Source organism: Pseudomonas sp. yb_2 (assembly GCF_043103905.1).
In the GTDB taxonomy this organism is placed as follows: domain Bacteria; phylum Pseudomonadota; class Gammaproteobacteria; order Pseudomonadales; family Pseudomonadaceae; genus Aquipseudomonas; species Aquipseudomonas alloputida.
Genome location: NZ_JBICKH010000025.1, coordinates 109,238 through 134,763 on the forward strand (window position 1 = coordinate 109,238; position 25,526 = coordinate 134,763).

At 60.9% G+C, this 25,526-nt stretch carries 22 protein-coding genes and 3 pseudogenes; 12 read left to right on the forward strand and 13 right to left on the reverse strand.

Annotation, left to right across the window (positions count from 1 at the left end):
• Position 1 precedes the first annotated feature (1 nt).
• From lysA to ACF8FB_RS05770, 5 genes are read left to right on the forward strand one after another with little or no spacing between them, the layout of a single operon-like run.
• Positions 2-1,249, forward strand: a complete 1,248-nt coding sequence (lysA, locus tag ACF8FB_RS05750) for a diaminopimelate decarboxylase (protein ID WP_392509910.1) — start codon at positions 2-4, stop codon at positions 1,247-1,249.
• Between the two features lie 4 nt (positions 1,250-1,253).
• Positions 1,254-2,084, forward strand: a complete 831-nt coding sequence (gene dapF / locus ACF8FB_RS05755) for a diaminopimelate epimerase (protein ID WP_049588339.1) — start codon at positions 1,254-1,256, stop codon at positions 2,082-2,084.
• Positions 2,085-2,097: 13 nt separating this feature from the next.
• Positions 2,098-2,808, forward strand: coding sequence for a DUF484 family protein (locus tag ACF8FB_RS05760; RefSeq protein ID WP_392509911.1), 711 nt, complete (start codon positions 2,098-2,100; stop codon positions 2,806-2,808).
• A complete protein-coding gene (gene xerC, locus ACF8FB_RS05765) occupies positions 2,808-3,707 on the forward strand; it encodes a tyrosine recombinase XerC (RefSeq protein WP_010955749.1) in 900 nt (299 codons plus the stop codon). Before ACF8FB_RS05760 ends, xerC begins: the two co-directional genes overlap by 1 nt.
• On the forward strand, positions 3,704-4,399 hold the full coding sequence (locus tag ACF8FB_RS05770) for an HAD family hydrolase (RefSeq protein WP_010955750.1): 696 nt from the start codon (positions 3,704-3,706) through the stop codon (positions 4,397-4,399). Before xerC ends, ACF8FB_RS05770 begins: the two co-directional genes overlap by 4 nt.
• A gap of 99 nt (positions 4,400-4,498) precedes the next feature.
• Here the strand turns inward: ACF8FB_RS05770 and sutA are convergent, their stop codons facing one another.
• The 4 genes from sutA to ACF8FB_RS05790 form a co-directional block, all read right to left on the reverse strand.
• The gene (gene sutA / locus ACF8FB_RS05775) at positions 4,499-4,828 is read right to left on the reverse strand and encodes a transcriptional regulator SutA (protein ID WP_003253643.1); all 330 of its coding nucleotides are present in this window, start codon (positions 4,826-4,828) and stop codon (positions 4,499-4,501) included.
• 429 nt (positions 4,829-5,257) lie between these two features.
• Positions 5,258-6,589, reverse strand: a complete 1,332-nt coding sequence (locus ACF8FB_RS05780) for an ammonium transporter (RefSeq protein ID WP_010955751.1) — start codon at positions 6,587-6,589, stop codon at positions 5,258-5,260.
• 46 nt (positions 6,590-6,635) lie between these two features.
• On the reverse strand, positions 6,636-6,974 hold the full coding sequence (gene glnK / locus ACF8FB_RS05785; RefSeq protein ID WP_002555808.1) for a P-II family nitrogen regulator: 339 nt from the start codon (positions 6,972-6,974) through the stop codon (positions 6,636-6,638).
• A 134-nt stretch (positions 6,975-7,108) separates the two neighbouring features.
• Positions 7,109-7,399, reverse strand: coding sequence for a hypothetical protein (locus ACF8FB_RS05790; RefSeq protein ID WP_350298437.1), 291 nt, complete (start codon positions 7,397-7,399; stop codon positions 7,109-7,111).
• A gap of 94 nt (positions 7,400-7,493) precedes the next feature.
• On the opposite strand from ACF8FB_RS05790, the gene ACF8FB_RS05795 reads away from it, so the two are divergent.
• Both ACF8FB_RS05795 and ACF8FB_RS05800 read left to right on the forward strand, forming a co-directional pair.
• Entirely contained in the window at positions 7,494-7,760 is a 267-nt protein-coding gene (locus ACF8FB_RS05795) for an accessory factor UbiK family protein (protein WP_003253640.1), read from the forward strand.
• A complete protein-coding gene (locus tag ACF8FB_RS05800) occupies positions 7,761-8,114 on the forward strand; it encodes a gamma-glutamylcyclotransferase family protein (protein ID WP_350298436.1) in 354 nt (117 codons plus the stop codon).
• Here the strand turns inward: ACF8FB_RS05800 and ACF8FB_RS05805 are convergent.
• A complete protein-coding gene (locus ACF8FB_RS05805; protein ID WP_392511108.1) occupies positions 8,068-10,143 on the reverse strand; it encodes a DUF4034 domain-containing protein in 2,076 nt (691 codons plus the stop codon). The genes ACF8FB_RS05800 and ACF8FB_RS05805 overlap by 47 nt on opposite strands.
• A gap of 256 nt (positions 10,144-10,399) precedes the next feature.
• On the opposite strand from ACF8FB_RS05805, the pseudogene ACF8FB_RS05810 reads away from it, so the two are divergent.
• From ACF8FB_RS05810 to ACF8FB_RS05820, 3 genes and pseudogenes are all read left to right on the forward strand, one after another.
• Positions 10,400-11,044 (forward strand): annotated as a pseudogene (locus ACF8FB_RS05810) (magnesium chelatase domain-containing protein); the annotation flags it as partial.
• Positions 11,045-11,110: 66 nt separating this feature from the next.
• Positions 11,111-11,560 (forward strand): annotated as a pseudogene (locus tag ACF8FB_RS05815) (recombinase family protein); the annotation flags it as partial.
• 72 nt (positions 11,561-11,632) lie between these two features.
• Positions 11,633-12,781 carry a recombinase family protein gene (locus tag ACF8FB_RS05820; protein ID WP_392511115.1) on the forward strand — a complete coding sequence of 383 codons (1,149 nt, stop codon included), beginning with the start codon at positions 11,633-11,635 and terminating at the stop codon, positions 12,779-12,781.
• Between the two features lie 58 nt (positions 12,782-12,839).
• Here the strand turns inward: ACF8FB_RS05820 and ACF8FB_RS05825 are convergent, their stop codons facing one another.
• The 6 genes from ACF8FB_RS05825 to ACF8FB_RS05850 all read right to left on the reverse strand — a co-directional run bounded on the left by ACF8FB_RS05825 (position 12,840) and on the right by ACF8FB_RS05850 (position 17,001).
• Positions 12,840-13,544, reverse strand: a complete 705-nt coding sequence (locus ACF8FB_RS05825; protein WP_392511109.1) for a hypothetical protein — start codon at positions 13,542-13,544, stop codon at positions 12,840-12,842.
• 82 nt (positions 13,545-13,626) lie between these two features.
• Positions 13,627-13,833 carry a hypothetical protein gene (locus ACF8FB_RS05830; RefSeq protein ID WP_392511110.1) on the reverse strand — a complete coding sequence of 69 codons (207 nt, stop codon included), beginning with the start codon at positions 13,831-13,833 and terminating at the stop codon, positions 13,627-13,629.
• Between the two features lie 319 nt (positions 13,834-14,152).
• A complete protein-coding gene (locus ACF8FB_RS05835; RefSeq protein WP_392511116.1) occupies positions 14,153-14,767 on the reverse strand; it encodes a recombinase family protein in 615 nt (204 codons plus the stop codon).
• A gap of 424 nt (positions 14,768-15,191) precedes the next feature.
• Entirely contained in the window at positions 15,192-15,653 is a 462-nt protein-coding gene (locus ACF8FB_RS05840) for a hypothetical protein (RefSeq protein ID WP_392511111.1), read from the reverse strand.
• A gap of 415 nt (positions 15,654-16,068) precedes the next feature.
• Entirely contained in the window at positions 16,069-16,617 is a 549-nt protein-coding gene (locus tag ACF8FB_RS05845; RefSeq protein WP_392511112.1) for a hypothetical protein, read from the reverse strand.
• 3 nt (positions 16,618-16,620) lie between these two features.
• A complete protein-coding gene (locus ACF8FB_RS05850; protein WP_392511113.1) occupies positions 16,621-17,001 on the reverse strand; it encodes a hypothetical protein in 381 nt (126 codons plus the stop codon).
• 952 nt (positions 17,002-17,953) lie between these two features.
• On the opposite strand from ACF8FB_RS05850, the pseudogene ACF8FB_RS05855 reads away from it, so the two are divergent.
• A pseudogene (locus tag ACF8FB_RS05855) lies at positions 17,954-18,811 on the forward strand (YifB family Mg chelatase-like AAA ATPase); the annotation flags it as partial.
• Positions 18,812-18,879: 68 nt separating this feature from the next.
• On the opposite strand, the gene ACF8FB_RS05860 reads toward ACF8FB_RS05855, so the two are convergent.
• Together ACF8FB_RS05860 and ACF8FB_RS05865 are read right to left on the reverse strand one after the other, a co-directional pair.
• Positions 18,880-19,248: a response regulator transcription factor gene (locus tag ACF8FB_RS05860; RefSeq protein WP_010955756.1), complete on the reverse strand. Its 369-nt coding sequence runs from the start codon at positions 19,246-19,248 to the stop codon at positions 18,880-18,882.
• Positions 19,245-20,237: a response regulator gene (locus tag ACF8FB_RS05865; RefSeq protein ID WP_049588349.1), complete on the reverse strand. Its 993-nt coding sequence runs from the start codon at positions 20,235-20,237 to the stop codon at positions 19,245-19,247. The genes ACF8FB_RS05860 and ACF8FB_RS05865 overlap by 4 nt, the downstream gene beginning before the upstream one ends.
• A gap of 239 nt (positions 20,238-20,476) precedes the next feature.
• Here ACF8FB_RS05865 and ACF8FB_RS05870 point away from each other — a divergent pair, with 239 nt between their 5' ends.
• Positions 20,477-25,525 carry an AAA family ATPase gene (locus ACF8FB_RS05870; RefSeq protein ID WP_392511114.1) on the forward strand — a complete coding sequence of 1,683 codons (5,049 nt, stop codon included), beginning with the start codon at positions 20,477-20,479 and terminating at the stop codon, positions 25,523-25,525.
• Position 25,526: the final 1 nt, after the last annotated feature.

The following is a 25,526-nucleotide window of genomic DNA, read 5'->3' on the forward strand; positions in this document are numbered from 1 at the left end:
GATGAACGCTTTCAACTACCGCGACGGTGAGCTGTTCGCGGAAGGCGTGGCCCTGTCGGCCATTGCTGAACATTACGGCACCCCCACCTACGTGTACTCGCGCGCCCACATCGAGGCCCAGTACCGTAGCTACGCAGACGCCCTGCAAGGCACCGAGCACCTGGTGTGCTTCGCGGTCAAGGCCAACTCCAACCTTGGCGTGCTGAACGTGCTGGCGCGCCTGGGCGCAGGCTTCGACATTGTCTCCGGTGGTGAACTGGAGCGTGTGCTGGCCGCTGGCGGGCGTGCCGACCGCGTGGTGTTCTCCGGCGTCGGCAAAACCCGTGAAGACATGCGCCGCGCCCTGGAAGTTGGCGTGCACTGCTTCAACGTCGAATCCACCGACGAGCTGGAGCGCCTGCAAGTAGTCGCCGCCGAAATGGGCAAGGTTGCCCCGGTGTCGCTGCGGGTCAACCCGGACGTCGATGCCGGTACCCACCCGTACATCTCCACCGGCCTTAAAGAAAACAAGTTCGGCATCGCCATTGCCGATGCCGAGGCCATCTACGTACGCGCCGCACAGCTACCGAACCTGGAAGTGGTCGGTGTCGACTGCCACATCGGCTCGCAGCTGACCACCGTCGAGCCATTCCTCGACGCCCTCGACCGCCTGCTGGTGCTGGTCGACCGCCTGGCCGAGTGCGGCATACACCTGCGCCACCTGGACCTGGGTGGCGGTGTCGGCGTGCGCTACCGCGACGAACAGCCACCACGGGTGGCCGACTACATCAAGGCCATCCGCGAGCGCGTGGGCGAGCGCGACCTGGCCCTGGTGTTCGAACCAGGCCGCTACATCGTCGCCAACGCTGGCGTGCTGCTGACCCGCGTGGAATACCTCAAGCACACCGAACACAAGGACTTCGCCATCATCGATGCAGCGATGAACGACCTGATCCGCCCGGCCCTGTACCAGGCCTGGATGGGTGTCAGTGCGGTCAAGCCACGTGCAGGCGAAGGCCGTGCCTACGACCTGGTCGGCCCTATCTGCGAGACTGGCGACTTCCTCGGCAAGGACCGCGTCCTCAACCTGGCCGAAGGTGACCTGCTGGCCGTAGAGTCCGCGGGCGCCTATGGTTTTGTCATGAGCTCCAACTACAACACCCGCGGCCGTTGCGCTGAAATCCTGGTCGACGGCGACCAGGCGTTCGAAGTACGCCGCCGCGAGACCGTCGCCGAACTGTATGCTGGCGAAAGCCTGCTGCCGGAGTAAGCCCATGCTGCTGCGTTTTACCAAGATGCATGGGCTGGGCAACGACTTCATGGTCCTGGACCTGGTCAGCCAGCACGCGCACATCCAGCCCAAGCACGCCAAGCAATGGGGTGACCGCCATACCGGTGTCGGCTTCGACCAGTTGCTGATCGTCGAGGCGCCGAACAACCCGGAAGTGGACTTCCGCTACCGCATCTTCAACGCCGACGGCTCCGAGGTCGAGCAATGCGGCAACGGTGCGCGCTGCTTTGCCCGCTTCGTGCTGGACAAGCGCCTGACCGCGAAAAAGCGCATCCGCGTGGAAACCAAGAGCGGCATCATCGTGCTGGACGTGCAGAACGACGGCCAGGTGAGTGTCGACATGGGCCCACCCCGCTTCATCCCTGCCGAAATCCCCTTCGTTGCTGACGCGCAGGCGCTGAACTACCCACTGGAGGTCGACGGCCAGCTGCATTCCATAGCCGCCGTGTCCATGGGTAACCCGCACGCCGTGCTGCGTGTCGACGACGTGCAGACTGCCCCCGTGCACGAGCTGGGCCCGAAGATCGAAAACCACCCACGCTTCCCACAGCGGGTGAATGCCGGCTTCATTCAAGTCATCGACCGCCACCGCGCCAACCTGCGCGTGTGGGAACGCGGCGCCGGCGAAACCCAGGCTTGCGGCACCGGCGCCTGCGCCGCGGCCGTGGCGGCGATCAGCCAGGGCTGGATGGACTCCCCGGTGTCCCTCGACCTGCCCGGTGGCCGCCTGCACATCGAATGGGCCGGCCCCGGCAAGCCCGTGATGATGACCGGCCCGGCCGTACGCGTCTACGAAGGACAGGTTCGTCTCTAAACGAGTAACCGCCATGACCGATCAGCCCAAGGTTGTACCCAAGCAGTCCGCCGAGCTCGATGCCGAAGCGGTGGTCGCCTACCTGCGCGCCCACCCCACCTTCTTCGCCGAGCACGACGAGCTGCTGATCGAACAGTACATCCCGCACCAGCGAGGAGACAGCGTGTCGCTGGTGGAACGCCAGCTCAAGCTGCTGCGTGACCGCAACATCGAAATGCGCCATCGCCTGTCGCAACTGATGGACGTGGCCCGCGACAACGACCGGCTGTTCGACAAGACCCGCCGGCTGATCCTTGACCTGCTCGATGCCGGCAGCCTGGAAGAAGTGGTAATGGCGGTCGAAGACAGCCTGCGCCAGGAATTCCAGGTGCCCTTCGTCAGCCTGATCCTGTTCGGCGACAACGTCGCGCCAGTCGGGCGCTGGGTCAGCAATGCCGAGGCGCAGCAAGCCATCGGTGCCCTGCTGGGCGGTGGCAAGACCGTCAGTGGCAACCTGCGCGAGCACGAGCTGGCGTTCCTGTTCGGTGAAGAACAGCGCCGGGAAGTAGGCTCCAGCGCCGTGGCAGCTCTTGAGTACCAGGGGCTGCATGGGGTTCTGGCCATCGGCAGCCGCGACCCGCAACACTACAAGAGCAGCGTCGGTACCCTTTTCCTCGGCTATATCGCCGAGGTGCTTGGCCGCGTTGTGCCACGCGTCACCCAGACCCTGCGCCCGGTACGCTGATGAAACGCCAGCTGGAGGCTTATTGCGCACACCTGCGCAACGAGCGCCAGGTGTCGGAGCACACCTCGCAGGGCTACCGTCGCGACCTGGAAAAAGTCATCGCCTACTGCGAAGAACACGGCATTGCCGATTGGCAGGCGCTGCAAATCCAGCAGCTGCGCCAGCTGATCGCCCGCTTGCACCACCATGGCCAATCTCCGCGCAGCCTGGCACGCCTGCTGTCGGCAGTGCGCGGCCTGTACCGCTACCTCAACCGCGAAGGCCTGTGCCAGCACGACCCGGCCAACGGCCTGAGCGCGCCCAAAGGTGAGCGGCGGCTGCCCAAGGTACTGGATACCGACCGCGCACTGCAGCTGCTCGATGGTGGCGTCGACGACGACTTCATCGCCCGGCGTGACCAGGCGATCCTCGAACTGTTCTATTCCTCGGGCCTACGCCTATCGGAACTGACCAACCTCGATCTTGATCACCTCGACCTCGCCGCCGGCCTGGTGCAGGTACTGGGCAAGGGTGGAAAAGCCCGCGTACTGCCGGTGGGTCGCAAGGCTCGCGAGGCGTTGCAGGCCTGGTACCGTTTGCGCGGCATCGGCAACCCACGCGACCGTGCAGTGTTCATTACCCGCCAGGGCAATCGCATCAGCCCCCGGGCAGTGAGGCTGCGGGTAAAGGTTGCCGGTGAGCGTGAGCTGGGCCAACACCTGCACCCGCACATGCTTCGCCATTCCTTCGCCAGCCATGTGCTGGAATCATCCCAGGACCTGCGCGCGGTGCAGGAGATGCTCGGCCATGCCGACATCAGCACGACGCAAATCTACACCCACCTGGACTTCCAGCACCTGGCCGCGGTGTACGACAGCGCCCACCCTCGGGCCAAACGCAGCAAAGGCACAGACTCATGAGCATCAAGCTGATCACCTTCGACCTCGACGATACCCTGTGGGACACCGCGCCGGTGATTGCCACCGCGGAAGTCGTGCTGCGCGACTGGCTCGAGGCCAACGCACCAACCCTCGGCAGCGTGCCGGTGGAACACCTGTTCGCCATCCGCGAGCGCCTGGTGCAAGCAGAGCCCGGCCTCAAGCACCGCATCAGCGCCCTGCGCAGGCGCGTGCTGTTTCATGCCCTGGAAGAGGTCGGCTACAGCGAACAGCACGCACAGGCGCTGGCCAACGAAGGCTTCGAAGTGTTCCTGCATGCCCGCCACCAGGTGGAGATCTTCCCAGAGGTGCAGCCGGTGCTTGAAATCTTGCGCCATCAATACATCCTGGGGGTGGTCACCAACGGCAATGCCGACGTCAGCCGGCTGGGGTTGGCCGATTACTTCCGCTTTGCCCTGTGCGCCGAGGACCTGGGCATTGGCAAGCCAGACCCGGCGCCGTTCCTCGAAGCGCTACGCCGTGGCGAGGTGGACGCGGGTGCGGCGGTGCACATCGGCGATCACCCTGGCGATGACATTGCCGGTGCCCAGCGCGCCGGTTTGCGCGCGGTGTGGTTCAACCCGCAGGGCAAGGCCTGGACTGGCGATCAGGCGCCGGATGCCGAAATCCAGCGCCTGTCGCAGCTGCCCGACGTGCTCGCGCGCTGGCGCTGACGGGAGCCGCTTTGCGGCCCATTCGCGGGCACGGGCAACACAAAACCCACAGGCATAAAAAAGCCCGCAGCGACGGCGGGCTTTTTTGCGATCAGCCACTCAGATAGGGCGGCTGCCGTACTTGTTGTCTGGCTTCTTGGGCGGGTCAGCGACCACGTTGGCCTCGACTTCCTGCACCTTGCCGCCGCGAGAAAGGAATTCTTCCATCGCCTTGGCCAGTGCATCACGCTCTTTCTGCTTGGCTTCCATGCTCGGCATCTCGTCTACCGAGACTGCGGCCTTGGATTTGCCCTTGGCAACGGGTGCCGGGCTGCTGTCGTCATCGCCAGCGTCTTCAACGCCGTCATCAGCCGCCCCTTCAAGGACCTCATCACCCTCGTCTTCGTCGCCTACTTCGAGGTCATCATTTTCCAGATCGTCGTCGCTCATGTTCTACCTCATGACTTGCGAAAAGCAGGTTGGTTATAGACCAGTGCAGCCGTAGACCGGCAGCCACCAGTGAAAATTCAACTGGCCGTGGGTTAGGCCACTGCCCTTGGGTCGGCACTCCTGATGGGAGGCGGCACCCAGCAGGCCCTGCTCCTGGCAGGACCTGACAAATCCATTAGCCCCTGCTGGCCACACGCTATTGGCAAGCCTAGCAAAGGCTGGCGAAGTGTGTGGACTACTCGTCAAACACCCTTCGGCGCGCATTCTAGCGCGCCCGTGGAAAAAGCAAAGCACCATAAACGCCCTGTGGCTTGTAAGTTTTTTACCTACGTCACGAACGTGTCGAATAAACCGTTTGCCGTGCGGGAAATGCTGAAAAACTGGCAAAAAAATGCCCGGCAAGCCGGGCAAATTTTTACCGCGTCGCAGTTACAGGTTGTAGCCGCGCTCGTTGTGCTGAGCCAGGTCGAGGCCGACCGACTCTTCTTCTTCGTTGACCCGCAGGCCCATCACCACATCCAGCACCTTGAGAATCACGTAGGTGACGATGGCGGTGTAGACCACGGTGAAAATCACACCTTTGGCCTGGATCCAGACTTGCATGCCGATGTCGGTGACGGTACCGAAGCCGCCCAGCGCCGGAGCCGCGAATACACCCGTGAGGATGGCACCGATGATGCCGCCAACACCGTGCACGCCGAAGGCATCCAGCGAATCGTCATAGCCGAGTTTGCGCTTGAGCGTGGTGGCGCAGAAGTAGCAGAGCACACCCGAAACCAGGCCGATGATCAGCGCGCCAATCGGCCCGACGGTGCCCGCAGCCGGGGTGATGGCGACCAGGCCAGCAACCACGCCCGAAGCGATGCCCAGAGCACTTGGCTTACCGTGACCGACCCACTCGGCGAACATCCAGCCCAGGGCGGCGGCGGCGGTAGCGATCTGAGTGACCAGCATGGCCATGCCGGCAGTACCGTTGGCGGCAGCAGCAGAGCCTGCGTTGAAACCGAACCAGCCGATCCACAGCATCGCTGCGCCCATCAGGGTATAGCCGAGGTTGTGCGGGGCCATCGGCGTGGTCGGGTAGCCCTTGCGCTTGCCCAGTACCAGGCAGCAGACCAGGCCTGCGATACCGGCGTTGATGTGCACCACGGTGCCGCCAGCGAAGTCCAGTACGCCCCAGTCCCACATCAGGGCACCGTCACCGCTCCACACCATGTGTGCGATCGGCGCATACACCAGGGTGAACCAGATACCCATGAATACGAGCATCGCCGAGAACTTCATGCGCTCGGCAAAGGCACCGACGATCAACGCCGGGGTGATGATGGCGAACGTCATCTGGAAGGTGATGAACACCGCTTCAGGGAACAGCGCGGTGGCCGAGGTCAGGCTGTCGGGCGTGACACCGCTGAGGAAGGCCTTGGAGAAGCCGCCAACGAAGGAGTTGAAGTTGAGCACGCCCTTTTCCATACCGGCGGTATCGAAGGCCATGCTGTAGCCGTAGACGACCCAGAGAATGCTCATCAGGCCGGTGATTGCAAAGCACTGCATCATCACCGACAGCACGTTCTTGGATCGCACCATGCCGCCATAGAACAGGGCCAAGCCCGGAATAGTCATGAACAGCACCAGCGCCGTTGCGGTCAGCATCCAGGCGGTGTCGCCGGAATTAAGCGCTGGGGCAGCTTCCTCTGCCAGGGCAAGCCCGGGCATTACGAGGGACAATAGGGCTCCTAGCCCTGCGATCTTACGCAGAGTCATGTTGTTTTCTCCTGGGGCGTTGGGTTTGGTGAGGCTTTTTTGCTGCTTAGATCGCGTCGGTATCGGTTTCGCCGGTACGGATGCGGATCGCCTGCTCCAGATTCACCACGAAAATCTTGCCGTCACCGATCTTGCCGGTGTTGGCTGCCTTGGTGATGGCTTCGATTACCCGATCAAGGTCTTTGTCATCGATGGCGACATCGATCTTCACCTTGGGCAGGAAATCGACCACATATTCAGCACCGCGATACAGCTCGGTGTGGCCCTTCTGCCGACCGAAACCTTTGACTTCGGTGACGGTGATGCCCTGCACGCCGATTTCCGACAGCGACTCGCGCACGTCGTCCAGCTTGAACGGCTTGATGATGGCTGTGACTAGCTTCATGAAACTCTCTCCCGATTTGGTGGACTTGCCCCAGGAAAACAAACCCGTCTCAAGTCTAAGCGCAGCGGTTGGCTTTGTAACGCGTCGTCGGCATCCGGCTCCGCGTGCGCACTGCCTGGTCACAAGGAACTGCTTCAGTGCATGGCTCGTACAGGTCTTTGCAGAAACCTTGCCAGTTCGGACAAAGCGCCGAAAAACAGCGAGTTATGTGATTTGGTCGGGATTGGCCAGTCGCCAGCATTGAAAACATGCACAATTTCGGTGCGCCGAGGCGGGGCAAGTTGCGCGAAAAATGTGCAACTGATTGAAAATCGCACGCGCTCTTTGTGGGAGCGGCCTTGCGTCGCGATGGGGGTGCGAAGCGCCCCTACGATTTGTGCCTTGATGCCGATATTGCCGGAGCCGCTGTGCAGCCCAATCGCCACGCAAGGCCATTCCCACAAAGGCCAATGTGCACTCAGGCGGCAGGTTTGTGCGTGCTACACTGGCGGCCATTTCTCCGTTTCAGTGGACAGCCCCATGCTCGCGCCCAAAGCCCTTCTCGATGCCCTGAGCGACCAGGCCTCGCGCCTGTTCAGCAGCGATGCCGCCCAGCCCCGTGCGGAACTGGAAAGCCAGTTCAAAGTGTTGATGCAAGGTGCCTTCAGCAAGCTGGACCTGGTCAGCCGCGATGAGTTCGACAGCCAGATGGTCGTACTGGCGCGCACCCGCGCACGCCTCGAGGCCTTGGAAAAACAGGTAGCCGAGCTGGAAGCGCGGCTGAACCCAACTTCACAGGATGAGTGAATGCAGCCCTCCAGCGCATACCCGGTACTGTTGTTTTCCTACGGCACCTTGCAGGATAAAGCCGTGCAACTGGCCAACTTTGGCCGTGAGCTGAACGGCAAGGCCGACCGTATGCCGGGCTACCGCCTGGACTGGGTCGAGATCACCGACCCGGGCGTACTGGCGACCAGCGGCAAGTCCCATCATCCCATCGTTTCCCCCAGCAGCCAGGCCAACGACAGCGTGGCCGGTATGGTCTTCCAGATCAGCGAAGACGAACTGGCAGCGGCGGACCGCTATGAAGTTGCCGACTATAAGCGCGTCGCCGTCACCCTTGCATCGGGCCTGACAGCCTGGGTTTATGTGCGCGCCTGAGCCCGTCCGATGCAGGTTTAACCCGCAACGACTCGGCATGGGTAAAGGCCTGTTTCGGTGGTAGTTCACTTGCATGCAGTGTGCCGCGGAACAATGCCGCCCCGCACTGAGTAAACAAAGTCTTCACCCGGCTGTGCGAATTGAGGATCTGGGCCTGGATATCACCAATGGCCGAATCCCTTGGTTGCAAGCTGGCCGCTCGGTTCACCCATTGGATGGCGGCAAAGCGGCTTTGCTTGCGGGTGCCACGCCCCTGCATCCAGGCCAGCCCCAGTTCGGCGCTGGCACGCCCTGCAAGCCACGGGTCCGGGTGCTCGACCAGGCTCAGCAGGTAAGCAACCGCCTCACTTCGCTCCTGCGCCTCACCAAACCGGCGTAACAAAATCCCCAGGTGCAACCGCGCACACGCATTGGTCTGCCCGTTGCCCAGCGCGTCGACAAGCAGGCGCCTGACCGCCAGCATGGCACTGCGCTCGTTCAGATCCTCATCGCCGTCCATGCGCAGGCAGGCCAGGTTGTACTTGGCCTGCCTGCTGCCCGCCTCCACCGCACGCTGCAGCCAGTACCCGGCTGCCTCGTCATCCAGGTAATGCGCCGGGGTGTTGGCCAGGCCGCCATGGTGCAGCTCATACAAGGCCAGGGCAGCACCCGGCAGGTTCAGTTCGGCGCAGCGTTCATACAGGTAGCAGGCCACTTCATGCCGGTTGGCTGCCCACAGCAATCGCGCCACTTCAAGCACTTCGAACCCCGGTGCCTGGCCCGCGAACTGGCGACTCACCGCCCGTTGCAACCATAGCCTTGCCTGCTCGGCCGAGCGTGGCAGCGCCCACAGCCCGAAACGGTGCCCGGCAGCGCGTAATGCACAGGCAGCAGCATGTGAACGGCCGTCACACAGGCGCTCAATGGCGCCGTGTAACAGTTGCTTCTCATCTGCCATGCCATCGCGCAGTATCAGCTCGGCCAAACAGCGAAAAGGCACGCCCATGGCGCGGATGGCGCCGAGATCGGCATTGCACGCCAAGCTCGCGGCAAAGTCGCGCATAGCGCCAGCATGGTCGCCCGATACCCTGCTGCGCAGTGCCCCCCGCCATGCCAGAACGACAGCACGTTCCCTGGGCCTCAACGGGCGTTGTGACCAGTCTTCGAACACGTGCTGCCAGTCGGCGACGGCCTGCACCTTGTCAGCCTGTGGCAGCTTCAGCCGGCCTTCGACAGCCATCCAGCGCAGCGCATTACGCAAACGCTCGTCCCAGGTTGCGCACAGCGGGCCATTGACCAACAGCTCGAACGCATCAAGGCTGCCGCCCCAGCGGGGCAGCAGGTACACAGCAAGGGCCTGGATCGCTTCGAAGCAGCCGGGGCGGGCGATCAGCGCATGGCGCAGCCAGTAATAGCGAGGGTCCTCGTTTTCATGGTCGACCCGCTTGCCCAGATAGCGCGGCAGCGACTGTGGCAGCTCGGCCAAGGGCAACAGCCCATGCCTCACCAGCAACGGCGCTGCAGCTTCCTGTACCTCTACATCGGCATGGGCACTGGGCCTGAAGCGTGCAGGCTCCCCCTGAAACAGTTGCAGCAACCAACCAGGCTCATGGAACTGCGCACTGATGCGCAGCATGCCAATGGCCGCTGCCACGGGGTGCGCAGAGCGGTCCATTGCACGCAACAGGTGCGCGGTGGCGGATTCACAAATTTGCGCGACCGCCAGCAAGCGTGCAGCGTTGCGTGGTCCATCAACCTGCACCTGGCAGGCCCGGTGGAAGCAGTGCATACCCATTACCACTTGTGGGTGGTAAGCCCTGGGGCACGCGTCAATCCAGGCTCTGAGCACTTGGCTCAGGGCCCTGTCACTCTGGTTTTCCTGGTCGAGCAGCATGTGCCCTTCAATGGCCGCCAAGTAGGCCGGGAACTCGCCGGGCGGGGCCTGACGCCACTGAGCCTCGAGCCTGTCGAAAAAGCGGTTGAGTTCGACGAATGCACTGGCCTGCACCAGTTCGCGCATTACCTGGTGCGTGCGGGCGAGCGTTTGCACGGAGCAATACCTCAAGTCCATTTGTAAGAAGACGCAGTGCCATCCCATGGCAACTGCGGTTACCCAACAACACTAAGTCATACCTGACGACTGCGCAAAGCCTATTGGATCCATTTTTGCCGAAGCCCATGAAAACGCAGGGAAAACCCCTACCCTGAAAAACCACGACGCACACTTGTTGCGCCTGTCGTGGCAGCACTGGCTATTCTTTGCCCAGCCGCAGGAAGCGGCATTTTCCAGCAACAACGGAGTGTTCATGTCCCTAGCCCTCGTCCACAGCCGCGCCCAGGAAGGCGTGCAGGCACCGGCGGTCAGCGTCGAAACCCACCTGGCCAACGGCCTGCCTCATCTCACCCTGGTCGGCCTGCCGGAAACCACAGTCAAGGAAAGCAAGGACCGGGTGCGCAGCGCCATCGTCAACTCCGGGCTGAAGTACCCGCAGCGGCGCATTACCCAGAACCTCGCCCCCGCCGACCTGCCCAAGGATGGCGGCCGATATGACCTGGCCATCGCCCTGGGCATCCTCGCCGCCGACGGCCAGGTGCCGATTGCCACCCTGACCGATATGGAATGCCTGGGCGAACTGGCCCTGTCGGGGAAATTGCGCCCAGTGCAGGGCGTGCTGCCTGCTGCACTCGCGGCACGCGAAGCAGGCCGGGCGCTGGTAGTACCACGGGAAAATGCCGAGGAAGCCAGCCTGGCCGGCGGGTTGGTGGTGTATGCGGTGGGCCACCTGCTGGAGTTGGTCGCCCACCTGAACGGCCAGGTGCCGCTGCCGCCCTACGCTGCCAACGGCCTGATCCTGCAGCAACGCCCCTACCCGGATTTGAGCGAAGTGCAGGGCCAACTGGCAGCCAAGCGCGCCTTGCTGCTGGCTGCGGCCGGGGCGCACAACCTGCTTAGGTTGTGTGAGAATACACCAACATCTCCAGGACCAGACCCGATGAAGCCGAAAGCCTACAGTTACATTCGTTTCAGCAGCCCCGAACAGGCGAAGGGCGATAGCTACAGGCGGCAGCGTGCGGCGGCAGAGGCGTACTGTGCCGAAAATGGCCTGGAGCTGGCTGATACCAAGGAATACCTGTTCTTTGACAGCGGGCGAAGCGCGTTCAAGGCCGAGCATCTGGACGATACGGGTGATTTTGGCCGGTTCCTCAAGTGTGTGAATGACGGGACCATTCCAGCCGGGAGCTACTTGATCGTCGAGAGCCTGGACCGACTCAGCCGCGAGGAAGTGAAGGAAGCCCTGCCCCGCTTCCTGGACCTGCTGAAGAAAGAAATCTGCATCTACACGAGCATCGACAAACGGCTGTACACGAAGAACTACGACCTAACGGACCTTGTAATCTCGGTTATCTCGATGTCACGGGCACACGAGGAATCCAGCACCAAAGGTAAGCGAGTATCAGATGCCTGGAGGCAGAAGCGAGTGCTCGCCCGAGACAAGAAAACGCCGCTCGGTGCTGCCTGTCCGTACTGGCTGAAACTCGTGGAAGGCGTTTACCAGGAAGTTGGGGATCGTGTAGAGGTAGTCCGCCGCATATTCGATATGACAATCCAGGGATATGGCCAAGCGATGATTTCCCGTCGCCTGAACCAGGACAACGTGCCCGTGTTCGGTAGTACACGGTCAACGAAGGAAAAGCCCAGGAACAAAAGCGGCCTATGGGGCACAAGCTCTGTGGAGAAGATTCTGAACAACCGTGCGTTGCTGGGTGAATACCAACCGACGCACCTTGTCGGGCGTGTGCGAGAGAACGACGGTGACCCCATCGAAGGCTACTACCCGGAAATCATCACCCCGGAAGTATTCCTGCAAGCGAAGGCCGCACGGGAACAGCGGAAGACAGCAGGGACGACGAAGCAGTCGAAGAACTTCAATGTCTGGCAGGGACTGGCCAAGTGCCGCCTGTGCGGTGACGCGATGCACCTGATCAACAAGGGACGTCCGCCCAAGGGGTACACGTACCTACAGTGCTATTCAGCGAAGAAAGGCATATGCCGTAGTGGCAGCATTCGGGTCGAGCAGACCGAAGCCGTGTTCACGGAAATCCTGGCCAACGTTGACAGCTTGTCGCTGATCCACGGTAGAAGTGCCGAGATTCGTCGAAGCCTGGAAGTTGCAGAGGGCAGACTGGCAGACATAGGCGAGAGGCTTGAGCGAGCTATCAAAGTACAGGCGGCCCACTTCTCAATGGCTGGCGCCAAGTTGCTCCAGAACCTGGAACAGGAACACGCCCAGTCCCTGGCAGAACGGGAAGAACTTCGGCAACAGCTTGCATCACACCGCGTCATCAGCCGGGACGACTTCTTCAAGCAGATTGACCTTGTGACCTACGAAGGCAGAGCCGCTGCTAACAGCTTGCTCAAACGCCTGGAGCTACAGGTTGTGTTCCAACGCCATAACCCGACCCACTTTCGCTGCTGGGTGCTGGACAATTCCGACGAGACTATCACCGACGAGATTGAGAAGATGTTGTTCGGTGTTCAGTGGAAAGACGGAGAAACGTCCACTCAGCCGCTGGATAACGATATCTGGGAAAGGCAGATCGAACAGGGTGAAATCACTGAAGAAGACGTATACCGTGACCACGTAGGTGGCATCGACGGGGCATGGTTCGGTAACCCCTTCGGATGATGCAAGTGAACAGGAGGAAGCATCGAATGTTTCCTCCCGGAGGACGCCTAAGTCGTGACTACTCTAGCGAATGTGAGTCGTCATCGTGCCCTAACAGCGGTGGCTCACTTCCAGAAGGGAGGTCTTCAGCCCTAGACTGGGTAGCCCATGTGATTTTCGTGATTTCACTGATCCGATCAACGATAGGCTTCAGGTTTCCACCGACCTTCTTCAGCATCACGCTCCCTTCAACCGTGAGACCATAGAAGTGATCCAGGTCGGACATCTTCTTATGCATTTCAGACTGTAGCTTTTCAAGCCTTTTCAGCAACCGGCGCTTATGCTGGTCCTCTAACTCAGTGTTGTCGCTAATCAGTGTTCTCAGCTCGTTAATAAGAACTTGGATTCGATTAACATCACCTTCAGTAAACTCATATGAAAAACCGTGAGCCACGAGGTCGGCAAACCTCGATTTCATAGCCTTTAAGCGATGATCGGCGAGTTCCTTTTCAAGCTCTTCGTAAACTGCTTCTAGGTATTGATGTAACTTGATACAAGCTGAACGCAGATCGGCATCAATATCACGAAGGTCAGCAAAGATACTGATCAAACCAGCATCTTCCATTGCTGAGATTAAAGCATAGCACTCGAGTAGTAACTCGTGCTCTTCAACGCTCCACTCGGCGGTTTGATCAACCATATCCAATGCGTAGTTACAAGCACTGTGTGCGGCTTGCGTAGGATTGGTTCTAACAATTTCAAGTATGTGATCAGGGATGCTCATAAGTGCTCCGTGCAATGTGTTTGCAGACAGTAAAACAGTGCTAGCACTTTGTCACCTGGACACAAGCACAGCCTGGAGTGGGCTATGAGCGTAGGCGTTCAATCGCGGAGGTGATGGCATCCGCATTTGCGTCGAGGGCTTGCAAAGCTACCATCGCATTGATGTGGACGTTCACAGAGCCACGCTGGCGTATCCAGGTACTCAGTTCCTCGATAGCAGCTCGCAGGGCTGTCTGGTTCATCAGCAGCAGCTCAAGGGCATCAGCGGTTGCAGCGGCTTTGTCGTCCATATCAGGGATTCCCTTATCCTGGCGGTGATGCACGATCCAGGGAGCTTACAGGACGCTCGGGCCTGCTGGCAGGGTAGGCATTTTTCCAAAGGCCAGATTCCCTAAAATTTTTCTACGGCACATTGCCCAGGCGGGAATATCGGCTGTGTTCCAGGGCGGAAATATCGGACGAGGTTGCGGGGAGTGGCTAAAACCTGCTGGCTCTGGCGCGGGCCTTGATGCTCCTGACTTACAGCAGGGCCATAGGTGCCGATTTCGTTGAAATATCGTGGGTGACAAAGGCCACCCCGGAACGTTGCTGTAATCGCTTCCTGCGGCCTTACATGGTCAATTCCTTCTTGATCCGGTAGACGGTGGCGATACCTACATCCGCCAGCTTGGCAATCTCTTCCATAGTGTTGCCGTTACGTTTGAGTAGGTCGGCTACCTTCTCCCACTTTTCCTGGTTGCGACCCTTGCCGCCCACCTTCTCGCCACGGGCACGTTTGTTGTCCAGGCCCTGCTTGATGCGTTCTACCCGCTTCTCTTGATCCAGGCGGGCCATTGTCGCCATTAGGTCAATGAGCATGTCATTGATAACGTCCATGATCTGGCCAGTGATGCCTTTGTCTGCGATGAGCTGGTGGGAGGTGGGCAGGTCAGCAACTACCAGACGCAAGCCCTTGGACTTGATGACGCCCTTCAAGTGCTGCCAATCGGCCTGGGAGAGGCGAGAGAGGCGGTCTACCGACTCCACCAGCAGCACTTCACCAGATGCAGCAGAATCGAGCAGGCGGGCCAGTTCAGGGCGTTCCAGCTTGGTGCCGCTGATGTTCTCTGCGTACACATCGGCCACTTGCAGGCTGTTGTCCTGGGCGAACTCCAGCAGAAGTTGCTTGGCTCGTTCTGCGTCCTGGTCGTTGGTTGAGGCGCGGAGGTAGAGGTGGGCGTTAATCATGGTTTTTATCCTTTGTCTTATTTTGTGATAGCTGAATGATAACCTATCGTTTGACTAACTATCAACTGGTGATTGATAGGTGTCGATAACTGTTTATCGTTATCTCAGATGACTAGAGTCAAATGATAGGTTGGCACGTTGCTTGTTCCGCCCCGGAGGGCGATCCAGATTGGGTGGGGATGGTGGCTGCTGCCAGGCTGGTGTGGCGTCTGCCGGAGGGTTTATCAGGCTGTTTGCTGGCGCCCCTGGCGGTGGGGCTTTGAAGTTCAGCCGATACAGCGGGAAATCGAGTGTCGGGGGCGGATTGCTTAACCCCACTGTGATGCAGGCCGCGTAAATAGGCGCTTCCAGGAGGATCGGCTGTCGGTTGGGCTGCTGGCTATGCCTGAACCAGATTAGTTATTGGTCATTTTTTAACCAGTTATTCCGATGCGTCTTCATGGCCTTCCAGCAGATGCTTGTTGATGACTCCGTATCTGCGTATCCGCACGTCCCCGAGCAACTTGGCTAAGTCCTGGGGCTTTTGCGTCATTATCTTGTGTGCTTTGACTTCGCACTCATCCACCGTAACGGCTCGCCCTGGTACGTTAACTTCGCTGGGAAAATAACGCTTCGCCAGTGCTTCGATTCCTGCGGTCTGCTGTGTGGTGTATATCGTTAGGTACGCTTGCCGGGATGCACCACGCTGCAACGTCTGCACTCGCACTAGGAAGGGCTGATCAGGGAATTTCCTTTTCAGCTCCCGTCTAAAGCGCTTCTGGTCTTCCAGCAGATTCCCACTATCTTCCCGGTTCACATAGAAGACTGAGTACTGGTACGTCCATATCGGTCTGCGAAGGTAAGCAGTAAACTTTCTCTTAGTCTTTTCTTCAGACGTTTCCAATATTCAATTCCGCCTACAGGGTGATAGCTGGTACAGGGAATAGCCTTACAGAGTCTTCATTTTCACCTCCTAGAGAACTGGCCCCTGTGGGGAATCGTCTGGGACGGTGTAAAACGGGCTTCGGCCCCTTGAATACTGGGGGGCGGTGGCTCTGATGACCTGGGGCGAGGGATGCTAAGCGGGGCGATTCTGTACAATTAGTGCGGTAGAATCAAGGGCCGTCACCGGCCCCGTTTCGTACCTGCCTGGGCCTTTTCTTCATCCTGACGCCAGGCGTTGACGTAGCATCGCATGGCCCATTCTATGAACTCACGGACAGGCATTTCGTGGCGTCGTGCGTGGTAGCAAAGGCCGTGGAACTCATCAGCCGTGAAACTCACGCCTAGCGCTCTGGTGTGGTTGCTAGGTTGGTCTCTCACGCTGCCACCCCTGCCGGGGCGTCAATCTTGGCCTTCGCCTTTGCGGGCTTGGCATATTCAGCGATCAACGCGGCGTGTGCTTCCTGGCGAGCAGCTTCCAGTTTTTCGGCCAACGCTTTTGCTGCCGCTGCTTCCTGTTCCCGGATTTTACGGGCAAGGGTGATTTCCACCTGGCGGGTAGTCTCTGCAACGTTGCGAGCATAGCGACGTTCGGAATATTCCTCTGCTACTTCCTTCGCCAGTACAACTAGATCAGCGTCAATCATCTCCTGAGGCTTTTTTAGTTGCACTTTCAGGTATAGCAGCTGGTGGAATGCACCGGAGATTACATAGCCTTTATTGGTCCACTCAAGCATTTCATTGAGGGCGTGGGTTAGCGGTTTGTCACTGAACCAATCAACGTGGGCGCCTAGCTGTGGATATGCTGGCGACTCAGAGTGGCGGAAATATTGTGCGGTGCGTTGGTCAACTAGCTGTTGAAGTTCGTTGGCGTCGTGCTTGAAGAACTCAACAATGTCAGTTTCGTATTTGTATTTTGTGGTCATAACTTACTTTCCTTGGGGGCGGACTGATTTGAATCCGGCTTTGAATTGGAAGATTCTTGCTTTGCTTTCGGATTGTTTCTTGTTTGCTGCTGTAGCGTCCTGAGAAGGCTTCTGAGGGGCTTTCTGGGTTGCCTTAATATGTTGGGCTGCCTTTGCTATTTTCGCCTCTTGTAGGCGCTTCCTGTGCTCTTGTAGGTCGCTCAGAGTTACTACAGTGCCAGCGGGGAGAATGTAGTCCTCCAGGGTGTTCAAGTAGAGAAGTTCATCCTGGGTTGCTTCGACATATTCCACTGCTGCGGATTGAGTAGTTGGGCGTTCAAGGTAGTAGCTCAGCAGGGCGCCGTTGCTTTTATCGACTTCTAACCAGATGTTGGTGTTTGTCATTGTGTGATGCCCTCAGGTCGAAGGTGGATAACCTTGAATTGACGTTGAACGTTCAGCCATTTACGAAACAGCTTCAGCTCTGAGACTAGGGGGTTAACTCCAGGCCAAGATTTGCTCCAGGCATCCAGGAATCTCCAATCGTCATCATGCTCTAGGAGGTAATGGAAGGTTTCCAAGTCATAGCGGGCTGTAGTAAGCCCAAGCACTTCGCCAGATGAGTGGTCAATTTGATGGTATAGTTTCATTTATGCGGCAACCTGTTGTTCGTTGCTCTTCACTGCCTCTTGTTCTGTGTACGCCTGCTCTAGTTGATCCTGGCTGGCACTGTTTCGTGCTCGCCATTCTTTAACTTGGTGGGCGACACAGCAATATTGGCTAAGGCTGCTGCGGCTGTAAAAGTTTCGGCCGCAAGACACGCAGGTCCGTAGCCGTAGTGGGCGCTGTTTTGCCATTTATGTTACCTATGGTATGTATGTTGAGTTTGCTTGGATGTGAAAAAAGCCCGTTCTCGGGATGAGCTTCGGGCTTGTGGTACAACTAATTACACTCGACAGGAGCAAGTGCGGGCATTACCCCGTTGCGGGGCAAATCTTGAATAGGTGCCAGTTTTCGTTGCTCCCACTGGCTGGGATTACATTGAGGCAAGTAAAGAAATAAACCTGCCATCCTGTACAACTGTCTTCTTCTCGCATCTTCCGGTGCCGATCATTCTGATCCTTGGATCGACAACAAGTTTTTGGCCATAGTAAGCGAAGGCTGAAACTGTACTATGGCGAATCAGGCGGGGAGTTCCAATGGAGGGACTTGAATATTTTTTCAAGCCTGGAAAGTGTAACTCACTTTCTCTATTTGTCAATACATACATGTAAATTTAGTTGCATTTTTCATGAGTTTGTGCATGCGCATCACGATGCTAACTTCGTGCCCCGCTTGCCTTGTTGGTGTATATGGTTACAACCTGTTGTTCACCGGGCCGCCCGGCACCGGCAAGACCTTGCTCGCCAGCCGCCTTCCCGGGCTGCTGCCACCGCTGGACGAGCACGAAGCGCTGGAAGTGGCGGCAATCCAGTCGGTCAGCGGGAAAGCGCCGCTGAACAGCTGGCCACAGCGACCCTTTCGCCACCCCCATCACTCTGCGTCCGGCCCGGCGCTGGTCGGTGGCAGTAGCCGACCGCAACCAGGTGAAATCACGCTCGCCCATCACGGCGTGTTGTTTCTCGACGAACTTCCGGAGTTTGAGCGGCGCGTACTGGAAGTGCTTCGCGAGCCACTGGAGTCAGGTGAAATCGTGATTGCCCGTGCCCGCGACAAAGTGCGTTTCCCCGCGCGTTTCCAGCTGGTGGCAGCGATGAACCCCTGCCCTTGCGGCTACCTGGGCGACCCCACTGGCCGCTGCCGTTGCAGCACCGAGCAGATCGCGCGCTATCGCAACAAGCTGTCCGGGCCACTGCTGGACCGCATCGACCTGCACCTGACCGTGGCTCGCGAGAGCACTACATTGAACAACCAGCCTTGCGGTGAAACCAGTGCCGATGTCGCCGTCAGGGTGGCTGAAGCGCGGGAGCTGCAGCACAGGCGACAAGGGTGTGCGAATGCATTTCTCGACCTTGAAGGTTTAAGGCATCACTGTGGGTTGGTAGCGGCGGACCAAGTCTGGCTGGAAGGGGCCTGCGAGCGGCTGACCTTGTCGCTACGGGCGGCGCACCGGTTGTTGAAGGTGGCGCGGACACTGGCGGACCTGGAGGGATGCGAGACGATTGGCCGGGCGCACCTGGCCGAGGCCCTGCAGTACCGACCGGGGAGCAGTTAGATTGCCAGGGTTGTGATGCCCCCCTGCAGGAGCGGGTTCACCCGCGAAGAGGCCGGCACAGCCATACCTCACTGACCGCCAGCCAAAGCCTCTTCAACCACCTTCAGCAGCACCTCTTCAGAAAACGGCTTGCCCAGGCAGGCCAGTGCCCCAAGGCCCATCGCTGCCCGTACCGAGCCATCGTCCCAATGTGCCGACATACAGATCACCGGCAAGCGCCACCCCCGCTGTGCCAGCTCACGCTGTACCTCCAGCCCGCTCATCCCCGGCATTTTCAGGTCCAGCAACACACAGCCCGCCTCGCCCGCCAGTGGCGAAGCCAGGAATGCGTGCCCGGCGGAAAACGACAAGGTCTCGAACCCCGCCGAGCGCAGCAGGTTGGCCAGGCTTTTGCGCACCGAGGCATCGTCGTCGACGATGCACACCCCTCTGCTCATGCGCCGCCCAGGCTCGCAGACCGCGCTCCGAGGAGGTTGTGCATGGCCGCAAGCTCCAGCAGCGAGCGGGACTGCATCTTGTTCATGATGTTCTTCTTGTGCACCTTGGTCGTCACCTCGCTGGTGCCGATCTGCCTGGCGATCTGCTTGTGCGACAAGCCGCCTACCACCAGCGAGAAGACCTGGCGCTCACGCTGAGTCAGGCGCTGGTACTTTTCCTCGACCTGCCGCGCCTGCAGCCACTTGTGGCCTTCGGCCACGGCCCGGGCGCGCACTGTCTGCAACAGGGTCAGCAACTGGTCTTCATCGAACGGCTTGGTCAGAAATTCCACCGCCCCGGCGCGCATGGCCTGGACGGTCATCGGGATGGTGCCGAAACCAGTCATGAACACGATCGGCCAGGGCAGCGCCAGCCGGCACAGCGCATCCTGTACCTCCAGGCCACTTGTGCCAGGCAAGTGCATGTCCAGCAGCAGGCAGGCACAGGGGGTTTCCAGGCGGGCCTCGAACAGCGCCTCGGCACTGGCAAACAAGTGGTGCGGGATGTCCTGCGAGCGCAACAGCCGGCCCAACGCGGTGCGCACCGACGAGTCGTCATCCACCACCAACACCGGCACATTCACGCGCTCATCGAGCGGCTCGACAGTCTCGGCCAGGCTGCGCAGCAACGACCTGCCCAATGCCTCACCAGGCTCCTCGAGGCTGATCTGCGCGGCCAGGCGATAGCCCCGGCGCGGAACGGTCTGGATCAGGCCACGGTCGCCAAAGGCCTTGCGCAGCAAGGACACCTGAACCTGCAAGTTATTGTCCTCGACCACCGTGCCGGACCACACCTGGCTGAACAACTCGTCCTTGCCGACCACGCGGCCCTTGGCCCTGATCAGCGTGGCCAGCACGTCGAAAGCACGCCCACCCAACAGGATCGGCTTGCCGTCGACAAAGACTTCGCGCCGCTCCAGCGACACCTGGGCATTGCCTATTCGGATCATGGCTTCCTCGCGCGGGCACGGGCGTTTTCGCTGCCCTGGGCAGCCTAGGCCAGCGTTGGCGTTCAGACAATTATCCCGAGGGATAGGTTGGCCCAAGGACTATACAAAAGCCCGCCTGCCCCAAGGGGACGATAACGGACAACAGCGTGCCCGTTCCTGCCAAGCAGGCTGTAACCCGCATCCATGCTGGGCCCGCTGCGTATACTCGCGCCTCAGGATGTCGCTAGCGGGGGTGCTTTATGCTCGATGAACGCCTTGCCCACAGGCCCATCGATTACGACCAGTCAATCGACGAGGGCTGGCTGAAGCGGTGCGAGGTCAGCGCGCTGGGCCAGGAAGGTGAACTCAGCTATTTCCGCCTGCGCGACCCAGCCACAAATCAGGCCTGGATCGCCGTGCGCGCGCCGCTCGAGGCCCCTTCCGCCTGTCAGCGCCTGGAACGTGACTACCGCCTGCAACTGGACCCGCAGTGGGCGGTGATCCCCTCGGCGTTCGTGCGCTCGGCCGAAGGCCCGTTGCTGGTGTACCCGGCCGGGCGCTCAGTCGCCGACCTGATCGCTGAAGGCCCTGCTGCACTGGAGCCGTTTCTCGACATCGCGGTGAACGCTGCCCATGCGTTGGCGCAAGCGCACGAACGCAATGTGCTGCACGGTACATTGCAGCCTGAACATGTGTACCTGCGCGCCCACCAGCGGGTGCGCCTGGGCTTCTTTCGTGCCGACCCAGCAGAGCGGATCAGCGAACAGGGCACCCCGCTCGGCAACTGGGCCTACCTGGCGCCGGAGCAGGTTTGCCCGCACGGTAGCAGCAGCGACCGACGCAGTGACATCTATGCCCTGGGGGCAATCCTCTACCAGTTACTGGTAGGCGAACTGCCGCTGGCCGGGCGCGACACCCTGCACTGGCGACAGCTGCATGCTGGTGTGCAGCCGCGGGCGGCCAGCGAAGCGGACAGCAAGGTGCCGCACTCCCTCAGCCTGGTCCTGGCAAAGGCCTTGGCCAAAGAGCCGGACGCCCGCTACCAGAGCGCGCGCGCCTTTGCAGTGGACTTGGCTCACTGCCAGCGGCAGTGGGCCGCCCACAAAACCATGGCACCCTTCACCCCAGGCTGCGCCGACCCGGTAGCGCCCGGCCACGCGCGCCTGTTTGGCCGCGGCGCCGAGCAAAAGGCTATCACCCTGCTGCTCAAGGCCTTGAATCGCGATAGCAAACCACAAGCCCTGGTCATCAACGGCGCTGCTGGCATGGGCAAGTCGAGCCTGGTCGAAGCCGCTCTCAAGGCCAACGCCGAAGGTTACTGGGCCGTCGGCAAATGCAACAGCCACACCCAAGCAGTGCCCTACACGCCCTGGATCGAAATACTCAGTGCCCTGACTACCCAGTTGCTGGCCAAGAACAGTCAGGACCTCGTCACCCTGCGCCGCGAAATCCAGCGCCGCATCAAAAGTCATGGTCGTCTGCTCGGCAAACTGGCCCCGGACCTGCAACTGATTCTCGGCCCCCTGCCCCAATCACCCGCCAAGCCCACGCGCCTTGCGTTGCAGAAGGAACTGCACGCGATCATTGAATTCCTGCAGGTTTTCAGCCGGCCTGGCCAACCGCTGGTGCTGTTCTTCGACGACCTGCAATGGGCCGACGACGCCACCCGGCAACTGTTGGCCCAACTGCTGGCTGAAGCGCCGGCCAACCTGCTGCTGATTTTCACCCGGTGCAACGATACGCCCACCACCAGCGCACCGCTGGCCATACCCGCAGCGGTGCGCAGCACCACGCTGAACCTGCGGCCGCTGGCCGTTGGGGCGGTGGCCGAGCTGATTGGCGAGCGCTTCCATGTTGCCCCCGAGGCCGCATTTCAACTGGCCGAACGGGTGCATGGCAAGACGGCGGGCAACCCGTTTTTCATCAACCAGATCCTCAGGGCCATGGTCGAAGACCAGCTGTTCATCTTCGACACCCAGGCCATGCGCTGGTCTTGGTGCCTGCAGGCCGTGGCCCGGCACTGCTACTCCGACAATGTCGCCGACCTGATGGTCCACCGTCTGGAGCGCCTGCCGGCACCGCAACGCGACCTGTTGCGGGTCGTCAGCGCGGCGGGCAGCCACTGCGATGAACACCTGCTTCGGCAAGTGCTCGCCCAACCGCCAGGCGAACCCTTGAAAGCCTTGATTGGCGCTGGCTTCCTGCAACCGGGCCAGAACGGCTTGGGCTTCACTCATGACCGGGTGATGGAGGCCGCTTATGCACTCACGCCCGTGCACCAGCGCGCCTCGCTGCATGCACGTATCGCCCTGGCCATGCGCCAGGCTTGGCCAGGGCGAACGCACGAGGTGTTGTTCGAGCTCGCCAGCCAGCTACAACGCGCCAGCCCCTGCGGGTTTGCAGCGGATGACTGCGAAGCGTTCCTGCAGCTTTTACGCGAAGCCGCATCATGCGCACGCGACGCGGGCACCTTCGAGCAGGCCGCTGGTTACCTGCACACCGCCGAGCAGTTGCTGCAGCACAGCGCCACGCTGGAAAGCCGCGCCACGCATGGCTTTGCCATCGCCTGCATGGCGACGGAGTGCGACATGCAACTGTCACGCACGATCGCGGCCGAGGCCCGCCTCACTGAATGCCGCCAGCGTGCTCGCTCGGTGTTGGACCAGGCACGGGCGTGCCGGCTGCAGGCGCTGCTGTACACCTTGCGCGGTGACTATCAGGCGGCCATCGACAGCGCCCTGGCCGGCCTGGACTTACTGGGTATCAGCCCGGTGCGGGGCCTCGACTGGCAGCAGGTCGAGGCCAGTCATGCCCATGTGCAGGCGTTGATCGAACAGAAGGACCGGCATTGCCTGGAGTCACTGCCGCGCACCGACTCGGAGGAAGTGACGGTTGCCATCAGCCTGCTGGCCACTCTGTCATCATCCTTCTTCGTGAAGGACGACATCAGCTTCCTGCACCTGGCCAAGCTCATGGAGTTGTCGCTACTGCACGGCGTTGCCCCTGGCAGCACCTACGGCATGGCCTGGTACGGCGTGATGATTGCCGAGCGTTTTGGCGCTTACCATGATGGCCATGCCTGTTGCCTGGCCGCGCTCAAGCTGATCGAACGGCACGGTTTCGACGCTGATCTGACCAGCGCGCTGCTGGCCCTGGATCAGGTCAGCGCCTGGACCTCGCCCATGGAATTCGCCCGACGTACCGCGCTGGACGCGGTCGACTCGGCGCGCCTGAGCGGTGACCTGGCGATGAGCTGCTATGCCTGCAACCACCTGGTTTCAGATTCGCTGTTCATGGGCCGCTACCTGCCGGACGTGGTCGAGGAAGTGGCGCAAGGCCTGGCCACTGTACGTCGCCACGGCTACGGCGATATCGAGCAGATCCTGCTGGCACAGCAAGCGTTCGTCGCCAACCTGAGCGGCACGCCCTGCCCCGCCCCGGCCACCGCCTCGAAGTCGCCCACCACGCGGTTCTTCCAACACCTGTTCGCCGCCATGTGCGCCTTCTACATGGGCAATATCCCAAAGACCATGCGCGACCTGGCATTGGCCGGCGACAACACCTGGGCCGCACCGGCGCACATCAACCTGGCCGACTATCACCTGTTCCGCGGCCTGGCCCTGGGCAGCCCCGAGGCCCAAGGCAGCCTTATCGACAAGCTGCCCGAGCTGCAGGCCCTGCGCGAGCGCTTTAGCCGCTGGGCCGGCTTCAACCCGGCCACCTTCCGCAGCAAGCAGTTGTTGATCGAAGGCGTGATCGCCAAGCTCGAAGGCGACGGCCTGGCCGCGATCCGCTGCTTCGACCAGGCGCAAATCGCCGCCACCGCTGCCGGCTTCATCCACGAGCAGGCGCTGGCCCATGAACAGCTGGCCGAGGTGTGCATCCCCAGCGGCCTGATCTCGGGCGCCAACCTGCACCTGCGCATTGCCCGCGACTGCTTCCACATCTGGGGCGCGACCGGCAAGGTGCACCAGTTGGAGACGTTGCATCCGTTTTTGCGTACCCAGCCGATTCAGGAGACCTATCGCGCCACCCACCAGGCCAGGCTGGACCTCGAAGCCGGCATCGAAGCCGCGCGGGCGCTGTCCGAAGAAGTGCTGCTCGAAGGCCTGATCGAAACCCTGATGGGCCACCTGACCCAGCACTCCGGTGCCGACCATGGCGCGCTGCTGATTGTAAGCGGCGCCGAATTCCAGATGGCCGCCCTGGCCTACATCGACGATGCCGGGCTGCACGTGAGCATGGACAACTGCCAGAAGTTCATGACCCAAGCACCGTTGTCGGTCATCAACACCACCATGCGCACCCGCAAACCGCTGGTGCTCAACGATGCCCTCAGTGAGTGCCCGGAGGCCTTCCGCCAACAGCTGCAGGCGCGCAACGCCCGCTCGGTGCTGTGCCTGCCGCTGGTGATCCAGGGCGTGCTGATCGGCCTGGTGTACCTGGAAAACCGCCTCGTGCCCAACCTGTTCGGCAGTCAGCGCCTGGCCATGCTGGAAATCCTCGCCTCGCAGGCAGCGGTGTCGCTACAAACGGCCAAGTTCTACACGCGCCTGGCCGAGGAAAACCAGATCCGCACCCAGATGGAGGCCGAGTTGCGCCGCTCGCGTGCGGAACTGGCGCGCAGTGCGCACTTGCAGGCGATGAATGAGCTGTCAGCGTCCATCGCCCACGAGATCAGCCAGCCGCTCCTGGGCATCGCCTCCAATGCCGCGGCCAGCCTGCGCTGGCTCAAACGCGCCAAACCCGACCTGGAAGAAGCGATTGCCGGCCTGGAAGACATCCGCAACGACAGCGAACGGGCCGGCAACATCGTGCGGGCGCTGCGGTCCCTGGCCAAGCAGTCACCGATGCAACTCAAGGCGGTGAAGCTGGACGAATTGATCCGCGAGGTGGTGCGCCTGACCTCGGCCGACGCCGCCAAGGGCAAGGTGGATGTGCAGACACGGCTGAAGGTCGGGGTGTGCGTGACAGCCGACCCGGTGCAGTTGCAGCAGCTGGTGTTCAACCTGATTACCAATGCCCTGGAAGCGTTGGCGGGGTATCGCTGTGACGGGGTGCTGAAGATTACGTCGGCGGTAGTCGAGGACGAGGTGGAGATCTGCGTGGACGACAACGGGCCGGGGATCGCGGCGGACGAGCGTGAGCGCGTATTCGATGCGTTTCATACCACCAAGACCGGTGGCATGGGGATGGGCTTGGCGATCTGCAGTTCGGTCGCCCAGGCCCACGGCGGGCAGCTGCAGGCGCTGGTGTCGCAGTTGGGTGGATGCCGGATTCGTGTCAGTCTGCCTTTGAATCACGCATAGC

Excerpts from the sequence above, each read along its gene's own strand:
- ACF8FB_RS05795 (WP_003253640.1), top strand. The coding sequence starts at position 7,494 with ATGCTCGCGCCCAAAGCCCTTCTCGATGCCCTGAGCGACCAGGCCTCG.
- ACF8FB_RS05800 (WP_350298436.1), top strand. The coding sequence starts at position 7,761 with ATGCAGCCCTCCAGCGCATACCCGGTACTGTTGTTTTCCTACGGCACC.
- ACF8FB_RS05860 (WP_010955756.1), bottom strand. The coding sequence starts at position 19,248 with ATGAGCAGAGGGGTGTGCATCGTCGACGACGATGCCTCGGTGCGCAAA.
- ACF8FB_RS05850 (WP_392511113.1), bottom strand. The coding sequence starts at position 17,001 with ATGACAAACACCAACATCTGGTTAGAAGTCGATAAAAGCAACGGCGCC.
- ACF8FB_RS05865 (WP_049588349.1), bottom strand. The coding sequence starts at position 20,237 with ATGATCCGAATAGGCAATGCCCAGGTGTCGCTGGAGCGGCGCGAAGTC.
- ACF8FB_RS05830 (WP_392511110.1), bottom strand. The coding sequence starts at position 13,833 with ATGGACGACAAAGCCGCTGCAACCGCTGATGCCCTTGAGCTGCTGCTG.
- ACF8FB_RS05780 (WP_010955751.1), bottom strand. The coding sequence starts at position 6,589 with ATGACTCTGCGTAAGATCGCAGGGCTAGGAGCCCTATTGTCCCTCGTA.
- ACF8FB_RS05760 (WP_392509911.1), top strand. The coding sequence starts at position 2,098 with ATGACCGATCAGCCCAAGGTTGTACCCAAGCAGTCCGCCGAGCTCGAT.
- ACF8FB_RS05870 (WP_392511114.1), top strand. The coding sequence starts at position 20,477 with ATGCTCGATGAACGCCTTGCCCACAGGCCCATCGATTACGACCAGTCA.
- sutA (WP_003253643.1), bottom strand. The coding sequence starts at position 4,828 with ATGAGCGACGACGATCTGGAAAATGATGACCTCGAAGTAGGCGACGAA.
- ACF8FB_RS05770 (WP_010955750.1), top strand. The coding sequence starts at position 3,704 with ATGAGCATCAAGCTGATCACCTTCGACCTCGACGATACCCTGTGGGAC.
- ACF8FB_RS05825 (WP_392511109.1), bottom strand. The coding sequence starts at position 13,544 with ATGAGCATCCCTGATCACATACTTGAAATTGTTAGAACCAATCCTACG.
- xerC (WP_010955749.1), top strand. The coding sequence starts at position 2,808 with ATGAAACGCCAGCTGGAGGCTTATTGCGCACACCTGCGCAACGAGCGC.
- lysA (WP_392509910.1), top strand. The coding sequence starts at position 2 with ATGAACGCTTTCAACTACCGCGACGGTGAGCTGTTCGCGGAAGGCGTG.
- dapF (WP_049588339.1), top strand. The coding sequence starts at position 1,254 with ATGCTGCTGCGTTTTACCAAGATGCATGGGCTGGGCAACGACTTCATG.
- ACF8FB_RS05845 (WP_392511112.1), bottom strand. The coding sequence starts at position 16,617 with ATGACCACAAAATACAAATACGAAACTGACATTGTTGAGTTCTTCAAG.
- glnK (WP_002555808.1), bottom strand. The coding sequence starts at position 6,974 with ATGAAGCTAGTCACAGCCATCATCAAGCCGTTCAAGCTGGACGACGTG.